The organism is Brachybacterium squillarum M-6-3 (assembly GCF_000225825.1).
Lineage (GTDB): Bacteria > Actinomycetota > Actinomycetes > Actinomycetales > Dermabacteraceae > Brachybacterium > Brachybacterium squillarum.
In genome coordinates, this window is sequence record NZ_AGBX01000006.1 from 286,001 (window position 1) to 310,799 (window position 24,799).

Consider the following 24,799-nt stretch of genomic DNA (forward strand, 5'->3'; position numbering starts at 1 on the left):
CCCCATGAACACCACCTTCGGCGGCAAGCCCCATGTCCTGATCCTCGGCGGCGGCGCGGTCGGCCTCACCACCGCGTCCGAGCTGCGCAAGACCCTCGGCTCGGAGGTGGCGATCACGGTCGTCGACCCGCGGCCCTACATGACCTACCAGCCCTTCCTCCCCGAGGTCGGCGCCGGCAACATCGATCCCCGCAACGTCCTCGCGCCCCTGCGCAAGGCGCTGACCGGCACCAAGGTCGTCACCGGTTCCGTCTCCGCGATCCGCAGCGAGGACAACACCGTCGTCGTCACCACCGAGGACGACTCCCAGATCGAGATCGCCTACGACTACCTCGTCGTGGGCCTGGGCTCCGTGCCCCGCCTGCTGCCGATCCCGGGCCTGGCGGAGAACGCCATCGGCTTCAAGTGGGTCGAGGAGGCCATCGCCGTGCGCGATCGGATCCTCGCGAACCTCGCCGAGGCGGCCACCACCAAGGATCCGAAGGTCCGCAAGCGCCTGCTCACCTTCACCTTCATCGGCGGCGGCTTCGCCGGCGGCGAGGCGATCGCCGAGGCCGAGGACATGGTGCGCGACGCGCTGCGCTACTACCCCGACCTGCACGCCTCCGACGTGCGCTTCGTGCTGATCGACGCCGCGCCCTTCGTGTTCCCCGAGCTCACCGAGGAGCAGCGCGCCTACGTGCTGAACCAGCTGCGCGAGCGGGGCATCGAGGTCAAGCTCGAGACCTTCCTGAACTCCGCGGAGAACGGTCTGATCAAGACCAGCGACGGGGACGAGTTCGAGACGGACCTGCTGGTGTGGAACGCCGGCGTGAAGCCGAACCCGCTGCTGATGGACGAGGAGAACTCGGACCTGCCCGTCGTCACCGAGCGCGGCCCGCTGATGGGCAAGCTCGACGTGCTCGCGGACCTGCGCGTGAACGGCGCCGAGGGCCCGATCGACAACGTCTTCGCCGCGGGCGACTGCGCCGCGGTGCCGGACCTGGCCTCCGGCGAGGGCAAGTTCTGCCCGCCCAACGCCCAGCACGCCGTGCGTCAGGGCAAGCGGATCGCCGACAACCTGGCCCGCGCCGTGCAGGGCCGCCCGCTGGTGGACTACTACCACAAGAACCTCGGCGTGATGGCGACCCTCGGCATGTACAAGGGCGTCGCCCGCCTGATGCTGGGCGACAAGGAGGTCGACGTGCGCGGCCTCCCCGCCTGGGCCGCCGCTCGCGCCTACCACGTGTACGCGATGCCGACCGTGGGCCGGAAGGTCGCCGTCATCGCCGACTGGGTCTCCAACCTGGTCTCGCGCCGCGACATCATCGGCATCCCGCAGAGCGGGGACCCGCGCGCCGCCTTCGAGCTGGCAGCGAACTCCGGACCCAAGAAGAAGTGACCGCGACGGCGTGAGCCGCTGAGCTCGCGCCCACCGCCCGCAGGGCCCCGGACCTCCTGGTCCGGGGCCCTGCGTCGTGCGGGGCCGATCCCGGGTGGATCACACGCCAGGGCATGGCATCCGCCGCCCGCACCCCGTATGCTGTGCCTGAACATGAGCAGTTCAGTCGATGTTCCGTCGCAAACGCGCACACGATATCCAGGGTGGTGCGGAGCGGACGGGGCCGCAGCGGAGGAGACGCCGTGGAGATCGTGATCGTGCCGGATGCCGAGGCCGGAGCCCGCGTGGTGGCCGACCGCTTCGAGCGGGTCGTCCGCGGGGCGGGGGAGCAGGGCGCGACCCTCGGCCTGGCCACCGGCTCCTCCCCGGTGCTGGCCTACGCCGAGCTGATCCGCCGCCACCGCGAGGAGGGCCTCTCCTTCGCGGCCGGCCGCGCCTTCCTGCTGGACGAGTACGTCGGCCTCGGCCCCGCCGACGCCCAGAGCTACCACCGTTTCATCCGCGAGCACTTCACCGCCGACGTCGACATCCCCGACGCCGCCGTGCTCTCTCCGGACGGGACCGCTGCCGACCCGAGCGCGGAGGCCGCCCGCTACGACGCCGCCATCGCAGCGGCCGGCGGCATCGACCTGCAGGTGCTGGGCATCGGCACCAACGGCCACATCGCCTTCAACGAGCCCGGCAGCTCGCTGTCCTCCCGCACCCGCCACGCGGCCCTGACCCGCGCCACCATCGAGGCCAACGCCCGCTTCTTCGCGGATGCCTCCGAGGTCCCCCGCACCGTCCTCACCCAGGGGCTCGGCACCGTGCGCGAGGCCCGCCGGATCGTGCTCACCGCCACCGGGGAGCGCAAGGCCGCGGCCGTCGCGGCGATGATCGAGGGCGCCGTGAGCGCCCGCTGGCCCGCGAGCTGCCTGCAGCTGCACCCCGCCGTGACCGTCGTGGTGGACGAGGCCGCCGCTTCCCGGCTCGAGCTCGCCGAGGACTACCGCGCCGCGCAGCAGGTGCTTGCCGACTGACCGTCGGGAGGCGGTGGCCGCTCCCGTGAACCGGCCCCGTCCCGGCCTCGGAGCGATGACGGTCACGGTCCGGCCTCGTGCGGGGATCCGGGTTCCGGCCGTGCCTGGCGAGGCCTATACGATCGCGGCATGCAGGCAGAATCCTCCCCCTCGTCCTCCTCCTCTCCCGGGTCCGCCGCCCCCACGGCGACCCCGTCCCCGCAGCTCCCGCGCTCCGGCCTGGACCGCTTCTTCCGCATCTCCGAGCGCGGCTCGACGGTGGCCCGTGAGGTCCGCGGCGGCCTCGTCACCTTCTTCGCGATGTGCTACATCGTGGTGCTGAACCCGCTGATCATCGGCACCGTCCCGGACTCCACCGGCCAGTACCTCGGCGGCGGCACCGAGCCGAACCTCGCCGCCGTCGCCGCCGGCACCGCCCTGGTGGCCGGCGTGCTCACCATCCTCATGGGCGCCTGGGCCAAGTTCCCCCTCGCCCTGGCCACCGGCCTCGGGCTGAACGCCTTCCTCGCCTACTCCGTGGTGCCCCTGCCGGGCATGACCTGGGCCGGGGCGATGGGCCTGGTCGCCATCGAGGGCGTGCTGGTGCTGATCCTCGTGCTCACCGGCTTCCGCAAGGCCGTCTTCGACGCGGTGCCGCCCTTCATGAAGACCGCCATCAGCGTCGGCATCGGCCTGTTCATCGCCTTCATCGGCCTGTACAACGCCCGCTTCGTCACGCACGCCGCCGGCACCCCCGTCCAGCTCGGCAACGACGGCTCCCTCACCGGCTGGCCCACCCTGGTCTTCGTCGTCGGCCTGGTGCTCATGTTCGTGCTGTGGGTGCGCAAGGTGCCCGGCGCGATCCTCATCGCCATCGTCGCGGCGACCCTGCTGGCCGTGGTCCTGGAGCGGGTACTCGCGATCGGCGCCTACAGCGACGGCAGCGACGGCTCGGCGGCGAACACCTCCGGCTGGAGCATGAACGTGCCGTCCCTGGACGGCTCCGCCCTGCAGATGCCGGACTTCGCCACGCTGCTCACCGTGGACCCCCTGGCCGGCTTCACCGCCGCGGGCGTGGTCGGGGCGAGCGTCATCGTCTTCTCCCTGCTGCTGGCCGACTTCTTCGACACCATGGGCACGATGGTCGCCGTCGCCTCCGAGGGCAACCTGCTCGACGAGCACGGCGACATCCCCTACGCCCAGCGCATCCTCGTGGTCGACTCGCTCGGCGCGATCGGCGGCGGCATCGGCGGCGTCTCCTCGAACACCAGCTACGTCGAGTCCACCTCCGGCGTGGCCGACGGCGCCCGCACCGGCCTGGCCGCCGTCGTCACCGGCCTCGCCTTCCTGCTCACGACCTTCCTCTCCCCGCTGGTGGGGGCCGTGCCCTACGAGGCGGCCACCCCGGCGCTGGTGATGGTCGGCTTCCTGATGATGACCCAGGTGACCTCGATCGACTTCTCCGACCCGGAGCTGGCGATCCCCGCCTTCCTCACCATCATCCTGATGCCCTTCGCCTACTCGATCACCGTGGGCATGGGCGCCGGCTTCATCATGTACGTGCTGATCCGGATGGTGCGCGGCAAGGCGCGCGAGGTGCACTGGCTGATGTACCTGATCGCGGTCCTGTTCGTCATCTACTTCCTGCGCGGGGCGCTCGAGGGCCTGTTCCTCTGATCCTCTCCTCGACGACGCGAACGCGGCCGGCCCCCTCGGGGACCGGCCGCGTTCTTCGTCGGAGGGTTCAGTCAGGCGCTGTGGTCCAGCACGTGGTCCAGCACCGCGGTGAGCGCGGCGACGTCCTCCTCGGGCACCGCGGGGAAGGTCGCGATCCGCAGCTGGTTGCGGCCCAGCTTCCGGTAGGGCTCGATGTCGACGACGCCATGGGCCCGCAGCACCGAGGTGATGGCGGTGGCGTCGATGGCCTCGTCGACGTCCAGGGTGGTGACGACCTGGGAGCGGGCGGCGGGATCGGCGACGAAGGGCGTGATCTCCTCCCGGCCCGCGGCCCAGTCCTGCAGTATCCCGGAGGTGGTGCGGGTGCGGCGATCGGACCAGTCCAGGCCGCCCTGCGCGAGCATCCACTCCACCTGGTCCGCGAGCAGCGCGAGCGTCGCCACCGCGGGGGTGTTGAGGGTCTGGTCCTTGCGGGAGTTGTCCACCGCGGTGGTCAGCGAGAGGAAGGCAGGCACCCAGCGGTCGCCGCGCGCCTCGAGCCGGGCGGCGCGCTCGATGGCGGCGGGGGAGAGGACTGCGAGCCAGAGCCCGCCGTCGGAGGCGAAGCTCTTCTGCGGGGCGAAGTAGTAGGCGTCGGTCTGGGAGACATCCACGGCCACGCCGCCGGCGGCGGAGGTCGCGTCCACCAGCACCAGCTGATCGGCACCGGCGCCGGCGGGGCGGCGCACGGGGGCCATCACGCCGGTGGAGGTCTCGTTGTGCGGCCAGGCGTAGGCGTCCACCCGGGGGTCGGCGACGGGGGAGGCGAGGGTGCCGGGCTCGGCGGAGATCACGGAGGGGTCCTCCAGGAAGGGCGCCTCGCGGGTCTCGGTGGCGAACTTCTGGGAGAACTCCCCGAAGGCGAGGTGCTGCGAGCGGCGCTCGACGAGGCAGGCGGTGGCCACGTCCCAGAAGGCGGTGGAACCGCCGTTGCCGAGCACCACCTCGTAGCCCTCGGGCAGGGAGAACAGCTCGGCCAGGCCGCGCCGGGTGCGGGCGACCAGGTCCTTGACGGGACGCTGACGATGCGAGGTGCCCAGGACATCCCGGTAGGTGCTGCCCAGCGCATCGACCTGCGCATCCCGCAGACGGGAGGGACCGGAACCGAAGCGACCGTCCGCGGGCAGCAGCTCCGCGGGGATCTGCAGGCCGGCCATGGCCTCGGCGCGTGCGGTGCGGGCATCGCTCATGGGGGTTCTCCTGAATCTCGACGGCCGCCGGCTCGGCTGCGGGCGACCACGGGCATCGTCCATCCTGCCAGCGCGGGGGAGGGACCTCGCGCAGGGTCCGGGGGGCGAGCGGCGCCCGGGGCAGCGGAGCAGCCCGGCCACGGCGGACTCTGGCAGGATCAGGGGCATGAGCCGCGCCGATCTCGACAAGAAGCCCTACGACGTCGCCGGGATGTTCGACTCGGTCGCCGGGCGCTACGACCTCATCAACGATCTGGCCTCGATGGGCCAGACCCGCATGTGGCGACGGAAGATGGTCGAGGCCCTGGAGCTGGAGACCGGTGACGCGGTCCTCGACCTGGCCGCGGGGACCGGCACCTCCTCCACCGCCATCGCCGAGGCGGGCGCCAGGGTGGTCGCCGCGGACTTCTCGCTGGGGATGATGAGTGAGGGACGACGGCGCGGGGCACCGGTCCCCTTCGTGGGCGCCGACGCCCAGCACCTGCCCTTCGCGGACGACTCCTTCGACGCGGCCGTCATCTCCTTCGGTCTGCGCAACGTGCAGGATCCCCGGGCCGGCCTCGCGGAGATGGTGCGGGTGGTGCGCCCGGGGGGACGGGTCGTGGTCTGCGAGTTCTCCACCCCGAGCTCCCGCACCTTCCGCACCGTGTACGAGCGCTACCTGCTGCGGGCGCTGCCCGCGGTGGCCTCCCGCGCGGGCAGCGCCTCCGAGGCCTACGACTACCTGGCCGAGTCCATCCTCGACTGGCCCGACCAGGAGGCGCTGCGCGGATGGTTCCTGGAGGCGGGGCTCGAGCGGACGCAGTACCGGAACCTCACCGGCGGCATCGTGGCCCTGCACCGCGGATACGTCCCGCAGGGGGCCGGAGTGCCCGCGGTCACGGGTTGATCGGGCCTCGTGGCGGCCATCGACCTCGCTCTCCACGGACCAGCAGCCTGAAGGTGCTTCTGACCTGCAGAAACGTTGAGAGAGCGGGTGATGTGGCCGAGGCCACTACGGAAACGGCCCTCTCAAGTTGACGGCACCCCGGGGTCCGCGTAGTGTTTTCTCTTGTGCCCGGGACAACGGCACGGAGGGAAGGCCAGCAATGGCTTACCACCGAAACGGACTCCCACCAGGCACTTCGGTCTCGGAAAGAGCCGGCGAGGCGCGGATCACACCGCACCGAGTTGACATGGAGAACCGGATCCCCTAAGTTATAGGGGTTGCCTCGGAGCAAGGAACTCAGAGAGTTCGGAGCACTGAGTGCGCGTGTTGCTTGATATCTCAATAGCGTGTTTGTTTGTTGATGCCAATATTTTGATTGGCAGATATTACGGATGATTAGCAGAAATGCTGGTTGTTTGTTGTTTGCCAGGTATGATTTTTCATTTTTTCATGGAGAGTTTGATCCTGGCTCAGGACGAACGCTGGCGGCGTGCTTAACACATGCAAGTCGAACGATGACGACCGTGCTTGCACGGTCTGATTAGTGGCGAACGGGTGAGTAACACGTGAGTAACCTGCCCTCCACTCTGGGATAACCTCGGGAAATCGGGGCTAATACCGGATATGAGCTCCTACCGCATGGTGGGTGCTGGAAAGTTTTTCGGTGGGGGATGGACTCGCGGCCTATCAGTTTGTTGGTGAGGTAATGGCTCACCAAGGCGATGACGGGTAGCCGGCCTGAGAGGGCGACCGGCCACACTGGGACTGAGACACGGCCCAGACTCCTACGGGAGGCAGCAGTGGGGAATATTGCACAATGGGCGAAAGCCTGATGCAGCGACGCCGCGTGGGGGATGACGGCCTTCGGGTTGTAAACCTCTTTCAGTAGGGAAGAAGCGAAAGTGACGGTACCTGCAGAAGAAGCGCCGGCTAACTACGTGCCAGCAGCCGCGGTAATACGTAGGGCGCAAGCGTTGTCCGGAATTATTGGGCGTAAAGAGCTTGTAGGTGGCTTGTCGCGTCTGCCGTGAAAACCCGAGGCTCAACCTCGGGCGTGCGGTGGGTACGGGCAGGCTAGAGTGTGGTAGGGGAGACTGGAACTCCTGGTGTAGCGGTGAAATGCGCAGATATCAGGAAGAACACCGATGGCGAAGGCAGGTCTCTGGGCCATTACTGACACTGAGAAGCGAAAGCATGGGGAGCGAACAGGATTAGATACCCTGGTAGTCCATGCCGTAAACGTTGGGCACTAGGTGTGGGGAACATTCCACGTTTTCCGCGCCGTAGCTAACGCATTAAGTGCCCCGCCTGGGGAGTACGGCCGCAAGGCTAAAACTCAAAGGAATTGACGGGGGCCCGCACAAGCGGCGGAGCATGCGGATTAATTCGATGCAACGCGAAGAACCTTACCAAGGCTTGACATGCACCGGACGACCTCAGAGATGGGGTTTTCTTTGGACTGGTGCACAGGTGGTGCATGGTTGTCGTCAGCTCGTGTCGTGAGATGTTGGGTTAAGTCCCGCAACGAGCGCAACCCTCGTTCCATGTTGCCAGCGCGTAATGGCGGGGACTCATGGGAGACTGCCGGGGTCAACTCGGAGGAAGGTGGGGACGACGTCAAATCATCATGCCCCTTATGTCTTGGGCTTCACGCATGCTACAATGGCCGGTACAATGGGTTGCGAAACTGTGAGGTGGAGCGAATCCCAAAAAGCCGGTCTCAGTTCGGATTGGGGTCTGCAACTCGACCCCATGAAGTCGGAGTCGCTAGTAATCGCAGATCAGCAACGCTGCGGTGAATACGTTCCCGGGCCTTGTACACACCGCCCGTCAAGTCACGAAAGTCGGTAACACCCGAAGCCAGTGGCCCATCCCTTGTGGAGGGAGCTGTCGAAGGTGGGATCGGTGATTGGGACTAAGTCGTAACAAGGTAGCCGTACCGGAAGGTGCGGCTGGATCACCTCCTTTCTAAGGAGCATCACCAAGTAATGGTGGCCATCTGCTCACCCGCGTGTGGTGGGGGTGGTTGCTCATGGGTGGAACATCAACGAATGGGCACTTCGCCGGCTCGGCGAGGCATGGAGTACTCCCTTGTGGATGGAAACGTGCTGGTTCGAGTGGGTTTGAGGTGGAGACACGCTATTGGGTTGTGAGGCTGCACGCGGCCTGCCGTCATCTTCGGGTGGCTGGTGGGTGTGTGGCTGGTCCTCCCCGTCATCGTCTGCATGTGGTGCAGGTGGTGGGGGTGTGGGGTTGTTTCTTGAGAACTACATAGTGGACGCGAGCATCTTGTAAGCAATTTTAGTGTCTTTGTGTGTTGCCAAGTCTTAAAGGGCGCACGGTGAATGCCTGGGCACGAGGAGCCGACGAAGGACGTAGGAGTCTGCGATAAGCCTCGGGGAGGTGACAACCGACCTGTGATCCGAGGATGTCCGAATGGGGAAACCCACCGGGAGTCATGTCTCGGTACCCGCCACTGAATGTATAGGTGGTGTGGAGGGAACGCGGGGAAGTGAAACATCTCAGTACCCGCAGGAAGAGAAAACAAATAGTGATTCCGTGAGTAGTGGCGAGCGAAAGCGGATGAGGCTAAACCTGGTCTGTGTGATACCCGGTAGGGGTTGCAGGCTGGGGGTTGTGGGACGCATGTGGTCTTTCTACCGGAAGGCCGGCGTGGACGTGTGATGGTAGTCGAAGTCGTGTTGAGAGCGACGGCGTAGAGGGTGTGACCCCCGTAGACGAAACTGTGACGCGGCGTTATTGCTGTTCCCGAGTAGCACCGGGCCCGTGAAATCCGGTGTGAATCTGCCAGGACCACCTGGTAAGCCTGAATACTACCTCGTGACCGATAGCGGACAAGTACCGTGAGGGAAAGGTGAAAAGTACCCCGGGAGGGGAGTGAAATAGTACCTGAAACCGTGCGCTTACAATCCGTCGGAGCCTTGAGGGGTGACGGCGTGCCTTTTGAAGAATGAGCCTGCGAGTTAGTGGTCGGTGGCGAGGTTAACCCGTGTGGGGTAGCCGTAGCGAAAGCGAGTCTGAACGGGGCGTTCAGTCGCCGGCTCTAGACCCGAAGCGAAGTGATCTATCCATGGGCAGTGTGAAGCGCGGGTAAGACCGCGTGGAGGCGCGAACCCACTTCAGTTGAAAATGGAGGGGATGACCTGTGGATAGGGGTGAAAGGCCAATCAAACTTCGTGATAGCTGGTTCTCCCCGAAATGCATTTAGGTGCAGCGTTGCGTGTTTCGTGCCGGAGGTAGAGCACTGGATAGGCGATGGGCCCCACCGGGTTACTGACCTTAGCCAAACTCCGAATGCCGGTACGTGAGAGCGCAGCAGTGAGACCGTGGGGGATAAGCTTCATGGTCGAGAGGGAAACAGCCCAGAACATCAGCTAAGGCCCCTAAGCGTGTGCTAAGTGGAAAAGGATGTGGAGTTGCTGAGACAACCAGGAGGTTGGCTTAGAAGCAGCCACCCTTGAAAGAGTGCGTAATAGCTCACTGGTCAAGTGATTCTGCGCCGACAATGTAGCGGGGCTCAAGTACACCGCCGAAGCTGTGTCATTCCGGTTTGTGCCGGGATGGGTAGGGGAGCGTCGAGCAGCCAGCGAAGCCGCGGGGTAACCCAGTGGTGGAGGCTGTTCGAGTGAGAATGCAGGCATGAGTAGCGAAAGACGGGTGAGAAACCCGTCCGCCGATTGATCAAGGGTTCCAGGGCCAGGTTAATCCGCCCTGGGTTAGTCGGGACCTAAGGCGAGGCCGACAGGCGTAGTCGATGGACATCGGGTTGATATTCCCGAACCGATCGTAGGAGGACCCATACCGAGGCGGCTGATGCTAACCACCCGATCTGTGTTCCCGCCCTTCGGGGCGGGTGTCATGGTGAGGCTGGGAACCAAGGCCGTAGTAGGTCAGCGTATGGAATGACGCAGAGAGGTAGCTTCCGCGGACTTAATGGAATAGTCCGTCTAAGCGTGCAGCCCGACCCCGGGTAATGCTGGGGTCATGAGGGTCAGACGTGATGGGGATCCCGTATGGGCGAAGGTGAGTGATCCTGTACTGCCTAGAAAAGTTCCGGCGTGACGAATACGGTCGCCCGTACCCTAAACCGACTCAGGTGATCAGGTAGAGAATACCGAGGCGTTCGAGAGAATCGTGGTTAAGGAACTCGGCAAAATGCCCCCGTAACTTCGGGAGAAGGGGGGCCCTCGGGGTGAGAGCCCTGTGGGCCGCAGAGACCAGGGAGAAGCGACTGTTTACTAAAAACACAGGTCCGTGCGAAGTCGTAAGACGCTGTATACGGACTGACGCCTGCCCGGTGCTGGAAGGTTAAGAGGACCGGTTAGATCTTCGGATCGAAGCTGAGAATTTAAGCCCCAGTAAACGGCGGTGGTAACTATAACCATCCTAAGGTAGCGAAATTCCTTGTCGGGTAAGTTCCGACCTGCACGAATGGCGTAACGACTTCTCCACTGTCTCAACCGCGAACTCGGCGAAATTGCATTACGAGTAAAGATGCTCGTTACGCGCAGCAGGACGGAAAGACCCCGGGACCTTTACTATAGTTTGATATTGGTGTTCGGGACGGCTTGTGTAGGATAGGTGGGAGACTGGGAAGCATTCACGCCAGTGAGTGTGGAGTCGTTGTTGAAATACCACTCTGGTCGTTCTGGATTCCTAACCTCGGTCCGTGATCCGGATCAGGGACAGTGTCTGATGGGTAGTTTAACTGGGGCGGTTGCCTCCCAAAAAGTAACGGAGGCGCTCAAAGGTTCCCTCAGCCTGGTTGGCAATCAGGTGTTGAGTGTAAGTGCACAAGGGAGCTTGACTGCGAGACAGACATGTCGGGCAGGTGCGAAAGCAGGAACTAGTGATCCGGCACCTCATTGTGGAATGGGTGTCGCTCAACGGATAAAAGGTACCCCGGGGATAACAGGCTGATCTTGCCCAAGAGCTCATATCGACGGCATGGTTTGGCACCTCGATGTCGGCTCGTCGCATCCTGGGGCTGGAGTTGGTCCCAAGGGTTAGGCTGTTCGCCTATTAAAGCGGTACGCGAGCTGGGTTTAGAACGTCGTGAGACAGTTCGGTCCCTATCCGCTGCGCGCGTTGGATATTTGAGAAGACCTGTCCCTAGTACGAGAGGACCGGGATGGACTGACCTCTGGTGTGCCAGTTGTTCTGCCAAGAGCATGGCTGGTTGGCTACGTCGGGAAGGGATAACCGCTGAAAGCATCTAAGCGGGAAGCCTGCTTCAAGATGAGATATCCGTGCACCTTGTGTGTGGGAGGCCCCCAGTAGATGACTGGGTTGATAGGCCAGATGTGGAAGCGCGGTAACGTGTGGAGCTGACTGGTACTAATGGCCGATGACTTATCAACACATTTCTTGTGCTTCTTGTGTGTTCGCGTCCACTGTGTGGTTCTGGAGGAACAACCCCGGGACACCTGCCCTTGCGGGGGTCTGGGTGTTCGTGGATCGGTTGGGTCTCATCGTGTTACGGCGGTCATAGCGTCGAGGAAACGCCCGGTTCCATTCCGAACCCGGAAGCTAAGCTCGATTGCGCCGATGGTACTGCACTCGGGAGGGTGTGGGAGAGTAGGTCGCCGCCGGACATCTTCACCGATCAAGGGGTGAGGACACGACGCAGAGATCTTGTGGGTCTCGCCGTGCCCTCGCCCCTTTTTCATGCCCGCACACCCCTCGGGGTGTGCGGGATCTTCCGTGTCCGGGGGAGGACGTCGAGGTCGGTCCCTCGCGGAGTAGAGCTGTCTGTTCACGGCGGCGTATCGTGCGCGGCTGCGTCAGTGCGGTCTCACGGCGAAGAAGTCTGAGCTCGTCGGCAGAGGCTGTAAGGCACTCCCTCGGATCAGCGTATGGCCCACGACATCGAGATCGAGCTCTGCTGTCCCCTCGGGGCGCACGAAGGCCCGTCGGCCAGTCTTTCTGCCCTCGGAGGACAGGGTGCTCGCCCTTGTTCCCACCCATGGGGGAGAGGTCGTCCGTCGCGCTCTGAGCAATGGATCGGACGGTCGTCCGCACGAGGTCCATCTTCTGCCCTTCCCGAACCAGACCACGCTCGACGCGTACTTCGCTGATCCCGCGCGTCTGGCTCTCGCAGAGGAAAGGGACCAGGCCGTCGCCCGCATCGAACTGTTCCCCGTGTCGCTTCGATGACCGGCCCCTCTGGACCTGCCCATACATGCCCGGCCCGTATTCAGGACGAGGCGCCAGCGAAGATGTCCTCCTCGATCGATCGCGCTCCGGTCGGAAGGTGCGGCGATTGCGCTTCCGGCGAGCTTCGGGGCAACCGCGGAGGCCGTCGGCGTGCTCCACGTGCCGGCGCCGTGCGTTCCGCGCTGACCCACGGGCTGTGAGCGACGCGCCTCGCGGCATTCTGACCTGGTGAAAGCAGTCACGGAAGGACCGGCTACCCGCGATTCACCCTCATCGGCTCCCCTACAGTGGAACGCGTATCGCATCAACTGAAGAGGGACGGGCAGCGTGGCTGACCACAGCAGCAACGACAGTGACCGCCGCAGCGGCGACGACCGACGCGACCACCTGCGAGGTGGCTCGTCCGGTCTGCGCCGTGCTGGCTCCTCCGACGGCCGCCCCCCTCGCTCCCGCAGCGCTCAGCACGGCGGATCGCGCGACGACCGCCGCCCGAGCGGAACCGCCGACCGCCGAGGCGGATACCGCGATGACCGTCGGCAGGGCAGCGCCGGAGACCGTCGGGACGGCTCCCGTGACGACCGCGGCCGTCAGGATCGCCGCAATGGCCACCGGGACGACCGCCGTCCGGGCGGCTCCGATGACCGACGCGGGGGGTACCGGGATGATCGTCGCCGCGACGGGGACCGTCGTGGCGGCCCGCGCGATGACCGGCGCGGCGGGCACCGCGACGACCGTCGGGGAAACTCCCGCGACGACCGCGGTCGCCAGGAGCGCCGCGAAGACCGCGGCTCGCGTCCCGGGCAGGAGGCACGTGCCGACCGCCCCATCGAGCCGCGCGTGCCCGAGGGCATCACCGGTCGGGAGCTCGACGGCGACCTGCGCGCCGAGCTGCGCGGCCTGAGCAAGGAGACCGCCGAGCGCGTCGGCCGCCACCTCGTCTCCGCGACCCTGCTGGAGGACGAGGATCCCGAGACCGCGCTGGCCCACGCCCGCTTCGCCGCGCGCCTCGGCGGCCGCGTGGGCGGAGTCCGTGAGATCTACGGGGCCCTCGCCTACCGCGCCGGCGAATACCAGACAGCCCTGCGCGAGCTGCGAACCGCCCTGCGCATCACCGGCCGCACCGACGTGCTCCCGATGATCGCCGACTGCGAGCGCGGCATGGGCCGTCCCGAGCGCGCCCTCGACGTCGCCTCCTCCCCGGAGGCCGACCAGCTCGAGGTGGATGCCACCATCGAGCTGATGATCGTCGTGGCAGGCGCCTACGCCGACACCGGCGACGTGCAGACCGCCCTGCAGACCCTCGAGGTGCCCGCGCTGCGCCACAAGGTGGACGGCCGCTGGCAGGTGCGCCTCTGGGTCGCCTACGCCGACCTGCTCGAGAAGGCCGGTCGCGGCGAGGAGGCCCACCGCTGGCTGACCCTCGCGGCCGACGCCGACACCGAGCAGGTCACCGACGCGGCCGAGCGCCTGGGACGCCCCTCCCCGGTCCCCGCCCCCCAGCCCGCCTGGGAGGACGACGAGGAGATCGCCGTGCTCGACGCCTTCGACGAGGACGAGGACGACGAGCCCCGGGATGCGGAGTCCTCGGATGATGATCTCGAGACCGGCGAGCACGCAGCCGAGGACGCCCTCCTGACAGAGGACGCCGAGGCGGAGTCGTCCGCGGACGACACCCCTGAGCCGGAGGCCCCGGCCGACGAGTACGTCGAGGCGGCCTCGGCCGAGGACGAGGTCGCCCCGGCCGAGGCAGCCGTGGACGGCGAACCGTCGACGGAAGAGCCCGCGGACGCGGAGGACTCGGCCCGCGAGCTCGACGCGGAGGTGGCCCGGTGACCCGCCGGCTCGACTCCTCCCTGCTCGAGCAGCACGACGCGCTGCTGTTCGACCTCGACGGCACCCTCATGCACGGCGGCACCCCCATCCCGCACGCCGCCGAGGCGATCGCCGCCACCCGGGAGGCCGGCGACCACGTCGTCTTCGCCACCAACAACGCCTCCCGCACCCCGCAGCAGGCCGCCGACCACCTCGCCGGCATCGGCATCCCCGCCGAGCCGGGCGAGTTCATCACCTCCCCGCAGGTCGCGGTGACCCTGCTCGCCCAGCGCATCCCCGCCGGCTCCACCGTCCTGGTGGTCGGCGGACCCGCCCTGGCCGCCGAGGTCGAGGCCGCCGGGCTCCACCCCGTCACCCGCGACGACGACACCGTCGCCGCCGTCATCCAGGGCTGGGCGCCCGAGTTGGACTGGGCGCGCCTGGCCGAGGGCTCCTACGCGATCCGTCGCGGCGCCACCTGGATGGCCACCAACGTCGACGCCACCCTGCCCACCGAGCGCGGCTTGGCCCCCGGCAACGGCTCCATGGTCGCCGCCCTCCGCCACGCCACCGGCGTCGAGCCCGCCGTGGCCGGAAAGCCCGAGCCCGGCATGTTCACCGTCGCCGCGCAGCGCATCGGCGCCCGCCGCCCCCTCGTGGTCGGCGACCGCCTCGACACCGACATCGAGGGTGCCAACCGCGCCGAGATGCCCTCCCTGCTCACCCTCACCGGCGTGGACGGCGTCGCCGAGGCGCTCCGTGCCGACCCGGTGCGCCGCCCCACCTGGATCCTGCCCGACCTCGCCGGCCTCACCGCGCCCTTCGCGCTGCCCGTCACCGAGGGGGAGCGGGTCCGCTGCGGCCCCGTCTCCGCCACCTGGGACGACGGCGACGTGCGGCTGCACGGTGAGGTCGAGGACCCGCGCAGCCTGCGCGCCGTGCTCGCCCTGCTCGCGGCTCGCAGCCCCGAGACCGCCTGGACCGGCACCCTCCGCGACACCGAGGGCGCCGAGCTGCCCCTGCCCACCCGGTGAGCCCCCGCCGCCTCGACGTGGCGCTCGCGGCGGCCGGCCTCGCCCGCTCCCGCACCCACGCCCGGCGCATCGTCGAGGAGGGACGCGCCCGCATCGACGGCCGCCCCGCCACCAAGGTCTGCGAGCCCGTCGCCGAGCACGCCCAGCTCGAGGTGGTCGCCGTGCCCGACGGCGTCGAGTACGCCTCCCGCGCCGCCCACAAGCTGCGCAGCGCCCTGGACCTCGCACCCCTGCCCATCCGCGGCGCCCGCTGCCTCGACGCCGGCGCCTCCACCGGAGGCTTCACCGACGTGCTGCTGCGCGAGGGCGCCGCCGAGGTGCTCGCCGTCGACATCGGGCATGACCAGCTCGCCGCCCATGTGCGCGAGGACACCCGGGTGCGGGTGCACGACGGCACCTCCGTCCGCGACCTCACCCCCGAGCTGGTCGGCGGCCCCGTCGACCTGGTCGTTGCCGACCTCTCCTTCATCTCCCTGCGCACCGTGATCGACGCGCTGGCGGGCGTCGTCCGGCCCGGGGGAGACCTGCTGCTCATGGTCAAGCCCCAGTTCGAGGTGGGCCGCGAGGCCCTGCCCCGCGGCGGCGTGGTGACCGACCCCGTCGCCCAGCATCGCGCCGTCACCGGGGTGGTCGAGGCCGCCGCCGCGGCCGGAATCGCCCTGCGGGCCGTCCACCCGAGCGGCCTGCCCGGCCAGGACGGCAACCGTGAGTTCTTCGTCCATCTGCGCCCCGAGGCCGCCACCTGCACGCTCACCGCCGAGGCCTGTGACATGATCGAGTCCGCCGTGGGGACCCGCGGCGATGCAGCGCGCGGCAGCACGGCGGCGGGGGACCGCCGGGGCCGCCGGCCCGACCCGCACCAGCACCCGGACCCGCCCCAGGAGGACACCCAGCGATGAGACGGTTCCTCCTGTACGTCCATTCCGGACGCGCCTCCGCGCTGACCGCGATGATGACCGTGCTCGCCGAGCTCGGCTCCCGCGGCGTCCGCGCCGTCATCACCGACGAGCAGTACGAGGAGATCCGCGGCGCCGAGGCCGGGCGCCTGCCCGCCGGCCTGCTGGACATCCTCGACTCCGAGGAGGTCGACGTGGTCGACGCGGTCTCCGCGGCGGACCTGGTCGAGCTCGGCATCGTCCTCGGCGGCGACGGCACCATCCTGCGCGCCCTCGAGGTGGTGCGCGAGGCCGAGGTGCCCCTGCACGGCGTGAACCTCGGGCATGTCGGCTTCCTCGCCGAGAGCGAGGCCGAGGAGCTGTCCACCACCGTGCACCGCCTGCTCGACGGCGACTACGACATCGAGCAGCGCGCCACCCTCGACATCGTCGTGCTCGACGACGAGGACCGCGTGGTCCACACCGACTGGGCGATGAACGACGCCAGCCTGGAGAAGGCCGACCGGCAGAAGATGATCTACGTGGTCATCGAGATCGACGGCCGCCCCGTCTCCTCCTTCGGCTGCGACGGCGTGCTGCTGGCCAGCTCCACCGGCTCCACCGCCTACGGCTTCAGCGCCGGCGGCCCCATCGTCTGGCCCGAGGTCGACGCTTTCCTCCTGGTGCCGCTCGCCGCCCACGCCCTGTTCGCGCGCCCCCTGGTGCTCGGCCGCTCCTCCGAGGCCGCCATCGAGATGACCGTGGACAACCGGGACCAGGGCGTGCTCACCCTCGACGGCCGCCGCGTCGTGGACATCACCGCCGGGATGCGCGTCGAGGGCCGCCTCTCCCCGCGCTCCATCCGCCTGGTGCGGCTGACCTCCACCCCCTTCGCCGACCGCCTGGTGGAGAAGTTCCAACTGCCGGTCGTGGGCTGGCGCGGGCGCGTCGGCCGCGACGTCTGAGCGGGGGCGGGATGCTCTCCACCCTGCGGATCCGCCACATCGGCGTGATCGACGACGCCACCCTCGCCTTCGGCCCCGGATTCACGGCGCTCACCGGCGAGACCGGAGCCGGCAAGACCATGATCGTCACCGGCCTCGGGATGCTGCTGGGGGAGCGGCTGGACCGCGGCCGCGCCGGGGAGTCCGCCACCGTCGACGGCAGCCTTGCCCTCACCGGCCACGAGGAGCTCGCGGACGCGCTCGACGAGCTCGGCGCCGAGGAGGACGAGGGCGAGGTGCTGGTGGTCCGCCGCGTCACCCGCGACGGCCGCTCCCGCGCCCAGATCGGCGGGGTCCCCGTACCCATCGGCACCCTCTCCCGCCTGGTCGGCACCGCCGTCACCGTCCACGGCCAGTCCGACCAGCAGCGCCTGCGCGACGCCGACGCCCAGCGCGAGGCGCTGGACCGCTCCGCCCGCGCCGAGATCGAGCCGCTGCGTGAGCACCACCGGGAGCTGTGGACCGAGCGCCGCACCCTGCGCGAGCGCCTCGCCGAGATCGACGCACTGCTGGCCGAGGGCGAGCGCCGCGGCCGCGTCATGCAGGAGGCCCTGGACCGCCTCGAGGCCGTCGACCCGCAGCAGGACGAGGACACCGAGCTGCGCCGCGAGCTGGACCGGCTGGGCAGCGCCGAGGAGCTGCGCGGCGCCGCCGCCACCGCCGCCGACGCCCTGGTCGGCGACGACGCCCCCTCCGCCGCGGCGCTGGTGGACATCGCCGCGCAGGCCGCCGAGCGCGCCCGCCGCACCGACGCCACCCTCGCCCCGCTCACCGAGCGACTGGAGGCGCTGCGGCTGGAGATCTCCGACCTCGCCGCCGAGCTGTCCCGCTACGCCGAGGGCATCGACGCCTCGCCCGGCCGCAGCGACGCCGCCAACGAGCGCCTCGCCGAGCTCACCGCCCTGGTCCGCGACCTCGGCGCCCTGCTGCCCGGCCCCGACGGCCCCGCCGAGGACGTCACCACGCTGCTGACCGCCTCCCGCGGCGCCGCCGTCGACCTGGACCGCTACGCCCGCGCCCGCGGGGAGCGCGAGGAGGCCGCCGCGCGCCTGGAGACCCTCGAGGGCGAGCTGGAGCAGGCCGCCGCCGACCTCACCGCCGCCCGCACCGGCGCCGCCGAGGCCCTCGCCGCCGCCGTGCAGACGGAGCTGCGCCACCTGGAGATGCCCGACGCCGGGATCCGGGTGGACGTCACCGCCCAGGCCCAGCGCTGGCACGGGAAGGACCTGGTCGAGATCCTGCTCGCCCCGCACCCCGGCGCCGCGCACCGTCCCGTCGCCCAGGCCGCCTCCGGCGGCGAGCTCTCCCGCGTGATGCTCGCCCTCGAGGCGGCCCTGGCCGCCTCCCGCCGCGACCGCAGCGCCGCCCCCGTCTTCGTCTTCGACGAGATCGACGCCGGGATCGGCGGCCGCGCCGCCCTCGCCGTCGGCCAGCGCCTCGCCCAGCTCGCACGCCACGCGCAGGTCATCGTCGTCACCCACCTGCCGCAGGTCGCCGCCCACGCGGGCACCCACCTGCGGATCGTCAAGAGCCGCGACGAGCAGCGCACCAGCTCCACCGTCGAGACCCTCGAGGGCGCCGGCCGGGTGCGGGAGCTGGCCCGCATGCTCGCCGGCGACGAGGACTCCGACGTCGCGCTCGCCCATGCCGAGGAGCTGCTCGAGGAGGCCCGACGGGCCCCGGGGCGGGGGAGCGGATGAGCGATCTCCCCGTCGTGCCCGACCCGGACGCGCTCGCCGTCGCCGGCGTCGCCCGGCTCGGCCACCGCACCAAGGACCTCACCTCCCGGCTGGTCCCCGGGGACGTCGCCGTCATCGATCACGAGGACATCGACCGCGTCGCCGCCGAGGCCCTCGTCGAGCGCCAGCCCGCCGCGGTGCTCAACGCCGCCGCCTCCACCTCGGGCCGCTACCCCAACGCCGGCCCCCGGATCCTGGTCGAGGCCGGCATCCCCCTGGTGGACCGGCTCGGCCCCGAGCTGTTCGCCACCCTCCGCGAGGGCGACGAGATCATCGTGCAGGACGGCATCGTCCACCGCGGCGCCGGCACCGTCCTGCACGGCACCGCGCAGGACGCCGGCACCGTCGCGAGCGACCTCGCCGCTGCCCGTGAGGGCCTCTCCGAGCAGCTCGAACTGTTCGCCCGGAACACCATGGAGTACATGCTCCGCGAGAAGGACCTGCTGCTGGACGGCATCGGCGCCCCCGAGGTGCGGACCGCCCTGCGGGGACGCCCCGTGCTGATCGTGGTGCGCGGCTACCACTACAAGGAGGACCTCGTTACGCTGCGGCCCTTCCTGCGGGAGAACCGGCCCGTGGTGATCGGCGTGGACGGCGGCGCCGACGCGGTGCTCGAGGCGGGCGTGCGCCCCGACCTGATCATCGGCGACATGGACTCCGTCTCCGACCTGGCCCTGCGCAGCGGCGCCGAACTCGTCGTGCACGCCTACCGCGACGGCCGTGCCCCCGGCCTGGAGCGGCTGCAGAAGCTCGGCCTGGGGGAGAAGGCCATCGTCTTCCCCGCCTCCGGCACCAGCGAGGACATCGCGATGCTGCTGGCCGACGAGAAGGGCGCCAGCGTGATCGTCGCCGTCGGCACCCACGGCACCCTCGAGGAGTTCCTGGACAAGGGGCGCGCCGGGATGAGCTCCACCTTCCTCACGCGCCTGCGGATCGGGTCCAAGCTGGTGGACGCCAAGGGCGTCTCCCGGCTGTACCGCCAGCGCATCTCCACCCTGCAGCTGGTGCTGCTGGCCCTGGCGGGGCTGGTCGCGCTCGGCGTCGCCCTGTGGTCCACCGACGGCGGCCAGGCCCTTTTCCAGATCATCGGGGCGCGCCTGGACGCCGCCCTGTCCGCCTTCACCCACCTGTTCGAGCCCCGGCCCAGCGGGTCGTAGGAGGGACTGCCGCCGTGATCGACTTCCGCTACCACCTGGTCTCCCTGATCTCCGTGTTCCTCGCGCTCGCGGTGGGCATCGTGCTGGGCGCCGGGCCGCTGCAGGACAGCCTCGGCGACCAGCTCTCGGGGCAGGTCGAGCAGCTGCGCACCGAGCAGGAGAACCTGCGCAGCCAGGTCGAGGACCTCGAGGGGCAGAACGACCAGCTCGCCTCCCTGGTCACCGAGATCGGCCCCGAGGTCGTCGCCGGCACCCTCGAGGACAGCACCGTCGCCGTGATCACCGACGACGCCTCCACCGGCACCGCCGTGGACACCACGACCTCCCTGCTGCAGGATGCCGGCGCCGCCACCGTCGTCGAGGTCGAGCTGCAGCGCGCCCTGTGGGCGCCCGACCGGGCCTCCACCCGCGCCGACGCCCTCGAGGAGATCGCCGCGATCGCCCCCGCCGTGCTCGACCCCGAGCTGGAGGACCACGAGCAGCTCGCCGCCGTCGTGGTGGACCTGCTGGCCCCCGCTTCCGCCTCCGGCCTGGACGAGAACCTCCGCGGGCAGATCTGGCAGGTGCTCATCGAGCACCAGCTCGTCTCCACCGAGGGCGACATCCCCGTCTCCGTCGACGCGCTGATCTACGCCGCCGCCGAGCCGGAGCGCTTCGCCGTCGCCACCGACGACGACGCCACCGCCACCGAGCGCGCCCAGCAGCAGCTCGCCGCCCAGACCGCCCTGCTCGAGGAGCTCGCCGGCACCGGGATGCCCGCCGTGGTGGCCGGGGTGACGCCGGACAACGACGGCACCACCGGTCTGCTGCGCACGGTCCGCGGAGACGGCCGCTTCGGGGAACTGTCCTCCACCGACCGCCTGCAGGAGCCCGACGGGCCGCTGCTGGCCGTGCTGGCGCTGATCGAGCAGGACCGCGGCGGCTCCGGCGCCTACGGCACCACCTCCGACGCCGAGTCCCGCCTGCCCTCCCTGCCCGAGACGCAGGCCTCCGCGCCCGCCGCCTCCGACGGGGGTGAGCAGGGGTGATCCGCGCCCTCCGCGCCGAGCTGCGGCGCCGCAACTTCGCCGGGCGAGAGGTGACCCTGGCCGAGGGGGCCCTGGTGGGTCTCGGCGTCACCGTCCTCGCCGCCCGCGGACGCGGCCGCGACGCCGCCGTGCTGGCGGGCGTGACCGCCCTGGGCCTGGCCGACGACGTGCTGGAGCCGCGGCTGCGCACCGCCGGGCACCCCGTCTCCAAGGGCCTGCGCGGCCACCTGGGCCGTCTGCGCGAGGGGCACCTGACCACGGGCGCCGCCAAGGCGCTCGGCATCCCCCTGCTGGCCGGCGCCGCCGCGCTCACCGCACCCGCGCCCCGGAACGGCCCGATGGTGCTCGCCGATGCGGCCCTCGCCGCCGGCACCGCGAACCTCGCCAACCTGCTGGACCTGCGGCCCGGCCGCGCCCTGAAGGTCGTGCTGCCGGCCGCCGCGGCCCTCGCCCTGCCCTCGGTGGCGGAGGACGCGGCGCGCGCCGCCCGCGACGCCGACGGCCGCGCCCTGGCCGTCGCCGCCCTGCTCCCCGGCGCCCTGGCCCTGCCCGCCGACCTGCGAGAGCACGGCATGCTCGGCGACGCCGGGGCCAACGTGCTGGGCACCGCGCTGGGCACCGCCGCCGCCCGGCGCCTGCCCGTGCCGGCGCGCCTCGCCCTGCTGGCCGGCGTCACCGCCCTCACGCTGGCCAGCGAGCGTCACAGCTTCAGCGCCGTCATCGCCGCCACGCCCGTGCTGGACCGCCTGGACCGGCTCGGCCGCCGCCCCGCCCCCGTCCCCGACCCCGATCCCGGGACCGCCGCGTGAGCGCCCCCGAGGCCGTCGTCCCCACCGGCGCCGGCTCGCCCCCCTCCTCCCTGCTGCGCACCGTGCTGAGGGGCGCCGGGGTGATCCTCGTGGTCACCGTGCTGGCCCGCCTCGCCGGCTTCCTGCGCTACCTCGTGTTCGGCGCCAGCGTCGGCGCCGGCGACGTCGGCACCGCCTACGCGACGGCGAACCTGCTGCCCTCGGTGATGTTCGAGATCGTCGCCGGCGGCGCGCTCGCCGCGGTGGTGGTGCCGCTGGTCGCGGGCCTGGTCCCCGAGGGCGCCCCGCGACCCGGGGCGGGGGGCACGGCGGGCGCTGCGAATGCCGCCGCCAAGACCGAGGGCTCCGCCCGCGCCGCCGGCATCGTCTCCGGCCTGCTCGGCTGGGCGCTGCTGGTCACCCTGCCGCTCACGGCCGTGCTGATCGTCTTCGCCCCGCAGCTCGCCTCGCTGCTGCTGGGGGCGGGGGAGTCCAGCGCCGGGGCCGTCACCGTCGGCACCGCGCTGCTGCGGATCTTCGCCCCCCAGCTGCCGCTGTACGCGATCGCCGTGGTGCTCGCCGCCTACCTGCAGGCCCGCAAGCGCTTCCTCTGGCCCGCGATGATGCCGCTGCTGTCCTCCCTGGTGGTGATGGCCTCCTACCGCGTCTACGCGGCCCTGGTGCCGACCGTCGCCACCTCCACCACCGTGCCCGATGCCGCGATCGCGTGGCTGGGCTGGGGCACCACCGCCGGGGTCGCCGTGATGGCGCTCAGCGTCGCGATCGCCGCCCACCGGGCAGGCCTGCGGCTGCGACCCACCCTGCGCCTGCCCGCCGGCGACGGCCGCCGCGCCCTGGGCCTCGGCGGCGCGGGCCTCGGCGCGGTCGCCGCCCAGCAGGGCGTGCTGGCCCTGGTGATGCTCCTGGCCATGCGCGCCGGCGGCACCGGCACCCTGCCCGTGTTCCAGTACGCCCAGGCGCTGTACCTGCTGCCCTACGCGATCCTCGTGGTGCCGCTGATGACCGCGATGTTCCCGCAGCTCGCCGAGATGCGCCTGGTCGGCGACACCGTGGGCCTGGCCCGCGCGGCCGCCGCCTCCGTGCGCACCGTGATCGGGCTGTCCGTGCTGGGCGCCGCGGCGCTGATCGCCGCCGCCCCCGCCCTCGAGCAGTTCTTCCGGCTCATCGACCGGGCCGGCGCCGCCGGCGTCGGCTCCACCACCGCGGCCCTCGCCCTGGGCCTGCCCGGCTACGCGGTCGCCACCCAGTGCACCCGCATCCTCGCCGCCGCCCTGCGCGCCCGGGACGCCCTGCTGGTCGGCTCCGCGGGCTGGGTCATCGCCGGCGCCGCGATCCTCGCCCTGATCGTGCCCTCCCCGCTGCGCCCCGCCTCCGAGGCGGCCACCACCTTCGGCCTCACCATCGCCCTCGGCATGGCCCTGTCCGCTCTGGTGGGCCTCGGTCGCATCGCCCCGGTGATCGAGCCCGGCGGCGGCGCCCCGCAGGTGCGCCGCTCCGCCCTGCTCGCGCCCCTGGCCCTCGTGGCAGGGGCCGTGCCCGGCCTGCTGCTGTGCCGGCTGCTGGTGGACCTCGGCAGCGGCCTGGTCACCACCATCGCCGTCGGCGCGCTCGCCGGACTGGTCGGGGCGGTCCCGGCGGCCCTGGTGCTGCTCGCGGCCGACCCGACCCTGCTGACCACCCTGCGCCGACGCCTGCGCCGGTCGAAGGCCACGGCAGCCGAGGGGGAGACCGCCACGGATCCCGGCGTCACCGATCCCGCGGGTGCCGACCCTGCTGGTGCCGGTCCCGCCGACGCGGAATCCGCCGTCGCGGTGGACTCGACCCCGACGCCGCCGGCCCGTCCCGCCGCCCCCGGGGACCTGGGCGCCGAGGAGCGCGTGGCCACACCCGAGGAGGCCGAGCACCCCAGGGAGCGGCCGTGAGCGTGCTGCTGGTGCGCCCCCGCGCCACCGGGGGCCTCGCCGCCCACGTCGACCAGGAGCGCGAGCTGCTGCGCGCCGCGGGCCTGGACGTCACCGAGTCCGCCGCCCGCATCCAGGAGCGCCCCGCGCCCCGCGCGGACCTCGCCAGCTGGCGCACCCTGCGCCGCGAGATGCGCACCGCCGCCCGCCCGCTCGGCGTGCACGCCCACGGCCTGCGCGCCGGGGCGCTCGCCGCCCTCGCCCGCCCCCGCCGCGACCGCCGGGTGCGGCTCGTGGTCACCCTGCACAACCGCACCCTCGGCTCCCTCCCGGTGCGCGCCATCGGCGCGCTGCTGTTGCGGATCCTCGCCCGCGGCGCCGACACCGTGCTGGCCGTCTCCCCGGACCTCGCCGAGCAGGCCCACCGCGCCGGCGCCCGGGACGTCCGCCACGCCGTCATCCCCGCCCCGCCCGCTGCCGGGGTGCCGGACCCGGTGCCGCCCGAGGCCGAGCCGCTCGACCCCGGCCCGTTGCGGGTGCTGGTCCTCGCCCGGCTGGCCCCGCAGAAGGGCCTGGAGAACCTGCTGGACGCCGCCGCCCTGCTCGAACCCGGCCAGGTGCGCATCGAGGTGGCGGGGGAGGGGCCGCTGCGTTCCGCCCTGCAGGACCGGATCGACGCCGAGCGCCTGCCCGTCACCCTGCTCGGCCACCGCGCCGACGTCCCCGCCCTGCTCGCGGACGCCCAGCTCGTGGTCTCCGCCGCGCGCTGGGAGGGCCAGCCCGTCGGCCTGCAGGAGGCGCTGCGCGCCGGCCGCGCCGTGGTCGCCACCGACGCCGGCGGCACCCGCTGGGTCACCGGCGCCGCCGCGACGCTCGTGCCCGTCGGTGATCCGTCCGGTTTGGCTGCGGCGATCGTCGCCCAGCGTGACCCCGTGCACCGTCGCCGCGCCGAGCGTGCCGCGCGGGAACGGGCTCTGACCTTGCCCGATGCCACGGATCTCACCGCGCAGCTGGTGGACCTCCTGGCTCCGACCGGCGTGCGATGGTAGG

The 24,799-nt window shown here is 70.6% G+C and carries 15 protein-coding genes and 3 rRNA genes; 17 read left to right on the forward strand and 1 reads right to left on the reverse strand.

What is annotated here, in order from left to right; translation table 11 throughout:
- The first annotated feature begins 4 nt into the window (after window positions 1–4).
- From OM98_RS09135 to OM98_RS09145, 3 genes are all read left to right on the forward strand, one after another.
- Complete coding sequence (locus OM98_RS09135; protein ID WP_010534318.1) at window positions 5–1,381, forward strand: NAD(P)/FAD-dependent oxidoreductase; 1,377 nt, start codon at window positions 5–7, stop codon at window positions 1,379–1,381.
- Between the two features lie 242 nt (window positions 1,382–1,623).
- Window positions 1,624–2,400 (forward strand): glucosamine-6-phosphate deaminase, encoded by a 777-nt coding sequence (nagB, locus tag OM98_RS09140; protein WP_010534319.1) that lies wholly within the window; start codon window positions 1,624–1,626, stop codon window positions 2,398–2,400.
- Window positions 2,401–2,529: 129 nt separating this feature from the next.
- Window positions 2,530–4,056, forward strand: coding sequence for an NCS2 family permease (locus OM98_RS09145; RefSeq protein ID WP_010534320.1), 1,527 nt, complete (start codon window positions 2,530–2,532; stop codon window positions 4,054–4,056).
- Between the two features lie 71 nt (window positions 4,057–4,127).
- On the opposite strand, the gene serC is transcribed toward OM98_RS09145, so the two are convergent.
- The gene (gene serC / locus OM98_RS09150) at window positions 4,128–5,285 is read right to left on the reverse strand and encodes a phosphoserine transaminase (RefSeq protein WP_029362791.1); all 1,158 of its coding nucleotides are present in this window, start codon (window positions 5,283–5,285) and stop codon (window positions 4,128–4,130) included.
- 166 nt (window positions 5,286–5,451) lie between these two features.
- Here serC and OM98_RS09155 point away from each other — a divergent pair, with 166 nt between their 5' ends.
- From OM98_RS09155 to OM98_RS09225, 14 genes are all read left to right on the forward strand, one after another.
- Window positions 5,452–6,174, forward strand: a complete 723-nt coding sequence (locus tag OM98_RS09155) for a demethylmenaquinone methyltransferase (protein ID WP_010534322.1) — start codon at window positions 5,452–5,454, stop codon at window positions 6,172–6,174.
- Between the two features lie 486 nt (window positions 6,175–6,660).
- Window positions 6,661–8,181, forward strand: a 16S ribosomal RNA gene (locus OM98_RS09160).
- Between the two features lie 350 nt (window positions 8,182–8,531).
- Window positions 8,532–11,594: ribosomal RNA gene (locus OM98_RS09165) — 23S ribosomal RNA — on the forward strand.
- Window positions 11,595–11,711: 117 nt separating this feature from the next.
- A 5S ribosomal RNA gene (rrf, locus tag OM98_RS09170) occupies window positions 11,712–11,828 on the forward strand.
- The 16S, 23S and 5S rRNA genes sit together here, the layout of an rRNA operon.
- A gap of 1,399 nt (window positions 11,829–13,227) precedes the next feature.
- Window positions 13,228–14,223, forward strand: coding sequence for a tetratricopeptide repeat protein (locus OM98_RS09180; RefSeq protein WP_010534324.1), 996 nt, complete (start codon window positions 13,228–13,230; stop codon window positions 14,221–14,223).
- A complete protein-coding gene (locus OM98_RS09185) occupies window positions 14,220–15,236 on the forward strand; it encodes an HAD-IIA family hydrolase (protein ID WP_010534325.1) in 1,017 nt (338 codons plus the stop codon). The genes OM98_RS09180 and OM98_RS09185 overlap by 4 nt, the downstream gene beginning before the upstream one ends.
- Window positions 15,233–16,135, forward strand: a complete 903-nt coding sequence (locus tag OM98_RS09190) for a TlyA family RNA methyltransferase (RefSeq protein ID WP_010534326.1) — start codon at window positions 15,233–15,235, stop codon at window positions 16,133–16,135. The genes OM98_RS09185 and OM98_RS09190 overlap by 4 nt, the downstream gene beginning before the upstream one ends.
- Window positions 16,132–17,076 carry an NAD kinase gene (locus tag OM98_RS09195; protein ID WP_010534327.1) on the forward strand — a complete coding sequence of 315 codons (945 nt, stop codon included), beginning with the start codon at window positions 16,132–16,134 and terminating at the stop codon, window positions 17,074–17,076. Before OM98_RS09190 ends, OM98_RS09195 begins: the two co-directional genes overlap by 4 nt.
- 11 nt (window positions 17,077–17,087) lie before the next feature.
- Complete coding sequence (gene recN, locus OM98_RS09200; RefSeq protein ID WP_010534328.1) at window positions 17,088–18,815, forward strand: DNA repair protein RecN; 1,728 nt, start codon at window positions 17,088–17,090, stop codon at window positions 18,813–18,815.
- Entirely contained in the window at window positions 18,812–20,011 is a 1,200-nt protein-coding gene (gene steA, locus OM98_RS09205; protein ID WP_010534329.1) for a putative cytokinetic ring protein SteA, read from the forward strand. Before recN ends, steA begins: the two co-directional genes overlap by 4 nt.
- 14 nt (window positions 20,012–20,025) lie before the next feature.
- Window positions 20,026–21,039: a copper transporter gene (locus tag OM98_RS09210; RefSeq protein WP_010534330.1), complete on the forward strand. Its 1,014-nt coding sequence runs from the start codon at window positions 20,026–20,028 to the stop codon at window positions 21,037–21,039.
- Entirely contained in the window at window positions 21,036–21,848 is an 813-nt protein-coding gene (locus OM98_RS09215) for a hypothetical protein (protein ID WP_010534331.1), read from the forward strand. Before OM98_RS09210 ends, OM98_RS09215 begins: the two co-directional genes overlap by 4 nt.
- Window positions 21,845–23,770, forward strand: coding sequence for a murein biosynthesis integral membrane protein MurJ (murJ, locus tag OM98_RS09220; protein ID WP_010534332.1), 1,926 nt, complete (start codon window positions 21,845–21,847; stop codon window positions 23,768–23,770). The genes OM98_RS09215 and murJ overlap by 4 nt, the downstream gene beginning before the upstream one ends.
- Entirely contained in the window at window positions 23,767–24,798 is a 1,032-nt protein-coding gene (locus OM98_RS09225) for a glycosyltransferase (RefSeq protein WP_010534333.1), read from the forward strand. The genes murJ and OM98_RS09225 overlap by 4 nt, the downstream gene beginning before the upstream one ends.
- The last annotated feature ends 1 nt before the right edge of the window (window position 24,799 follow it).

What these genes read in the sequence shown, in the direction of transcription:
- OM98_RS09135 (WP_010534318.1), top strand. Translation starts at nt 5, where the DNA reads ATGAACACCACCTTCGGCGGCAAGCCCCATGTCCTGATCCTCGGCGGC.
- OM98_RS09145 (WP_010534320.1), top strand. Translation starts at nt 2,530, where the DNA reads ATGCAGGCAGAATCCTCCCCCTCGTCCTCCTCCTCTCCCGGGTCCGCC.
- serC (WP_029362791.1), bottom strand. Translation starts at nt 5,285, where the DNA reads ATGAGCGATGCCCGCACCGCACGCGCCGAGGCCATGGCCGGCCTGCAG.
- OM98_RS09155 (WP_010534322.1), top strand. Translation starts at nt 5,452, where the DNA reads ATGAGCCGCGCCGATCTCGACAAGAAGCCCTACGACGTCGCCGGGATG.
- OM98_RS09195 (WP_010534327.1), top strand. Translation starts at nt 16,132, where the DNA reads ATGAGACGGTTCCTCCTGTACGTCCATTCCGGACGCGCCTCCGCGCTG.
- recN (WP_010534328.1), top strand. Translation starts at nt 17,088, where the DNA reads ATGCTCTCCACCCTGCGGATCCGCCACATCGGCGTGATCGACGACGCC.
- steA (WP_010534329.1), top strand. Translation starts at nt 18,812, where the DNA reads ATGAGCGATCTCCCCGTCGTGCCCGACCCGGACGCGCTCGCCGTCGCC.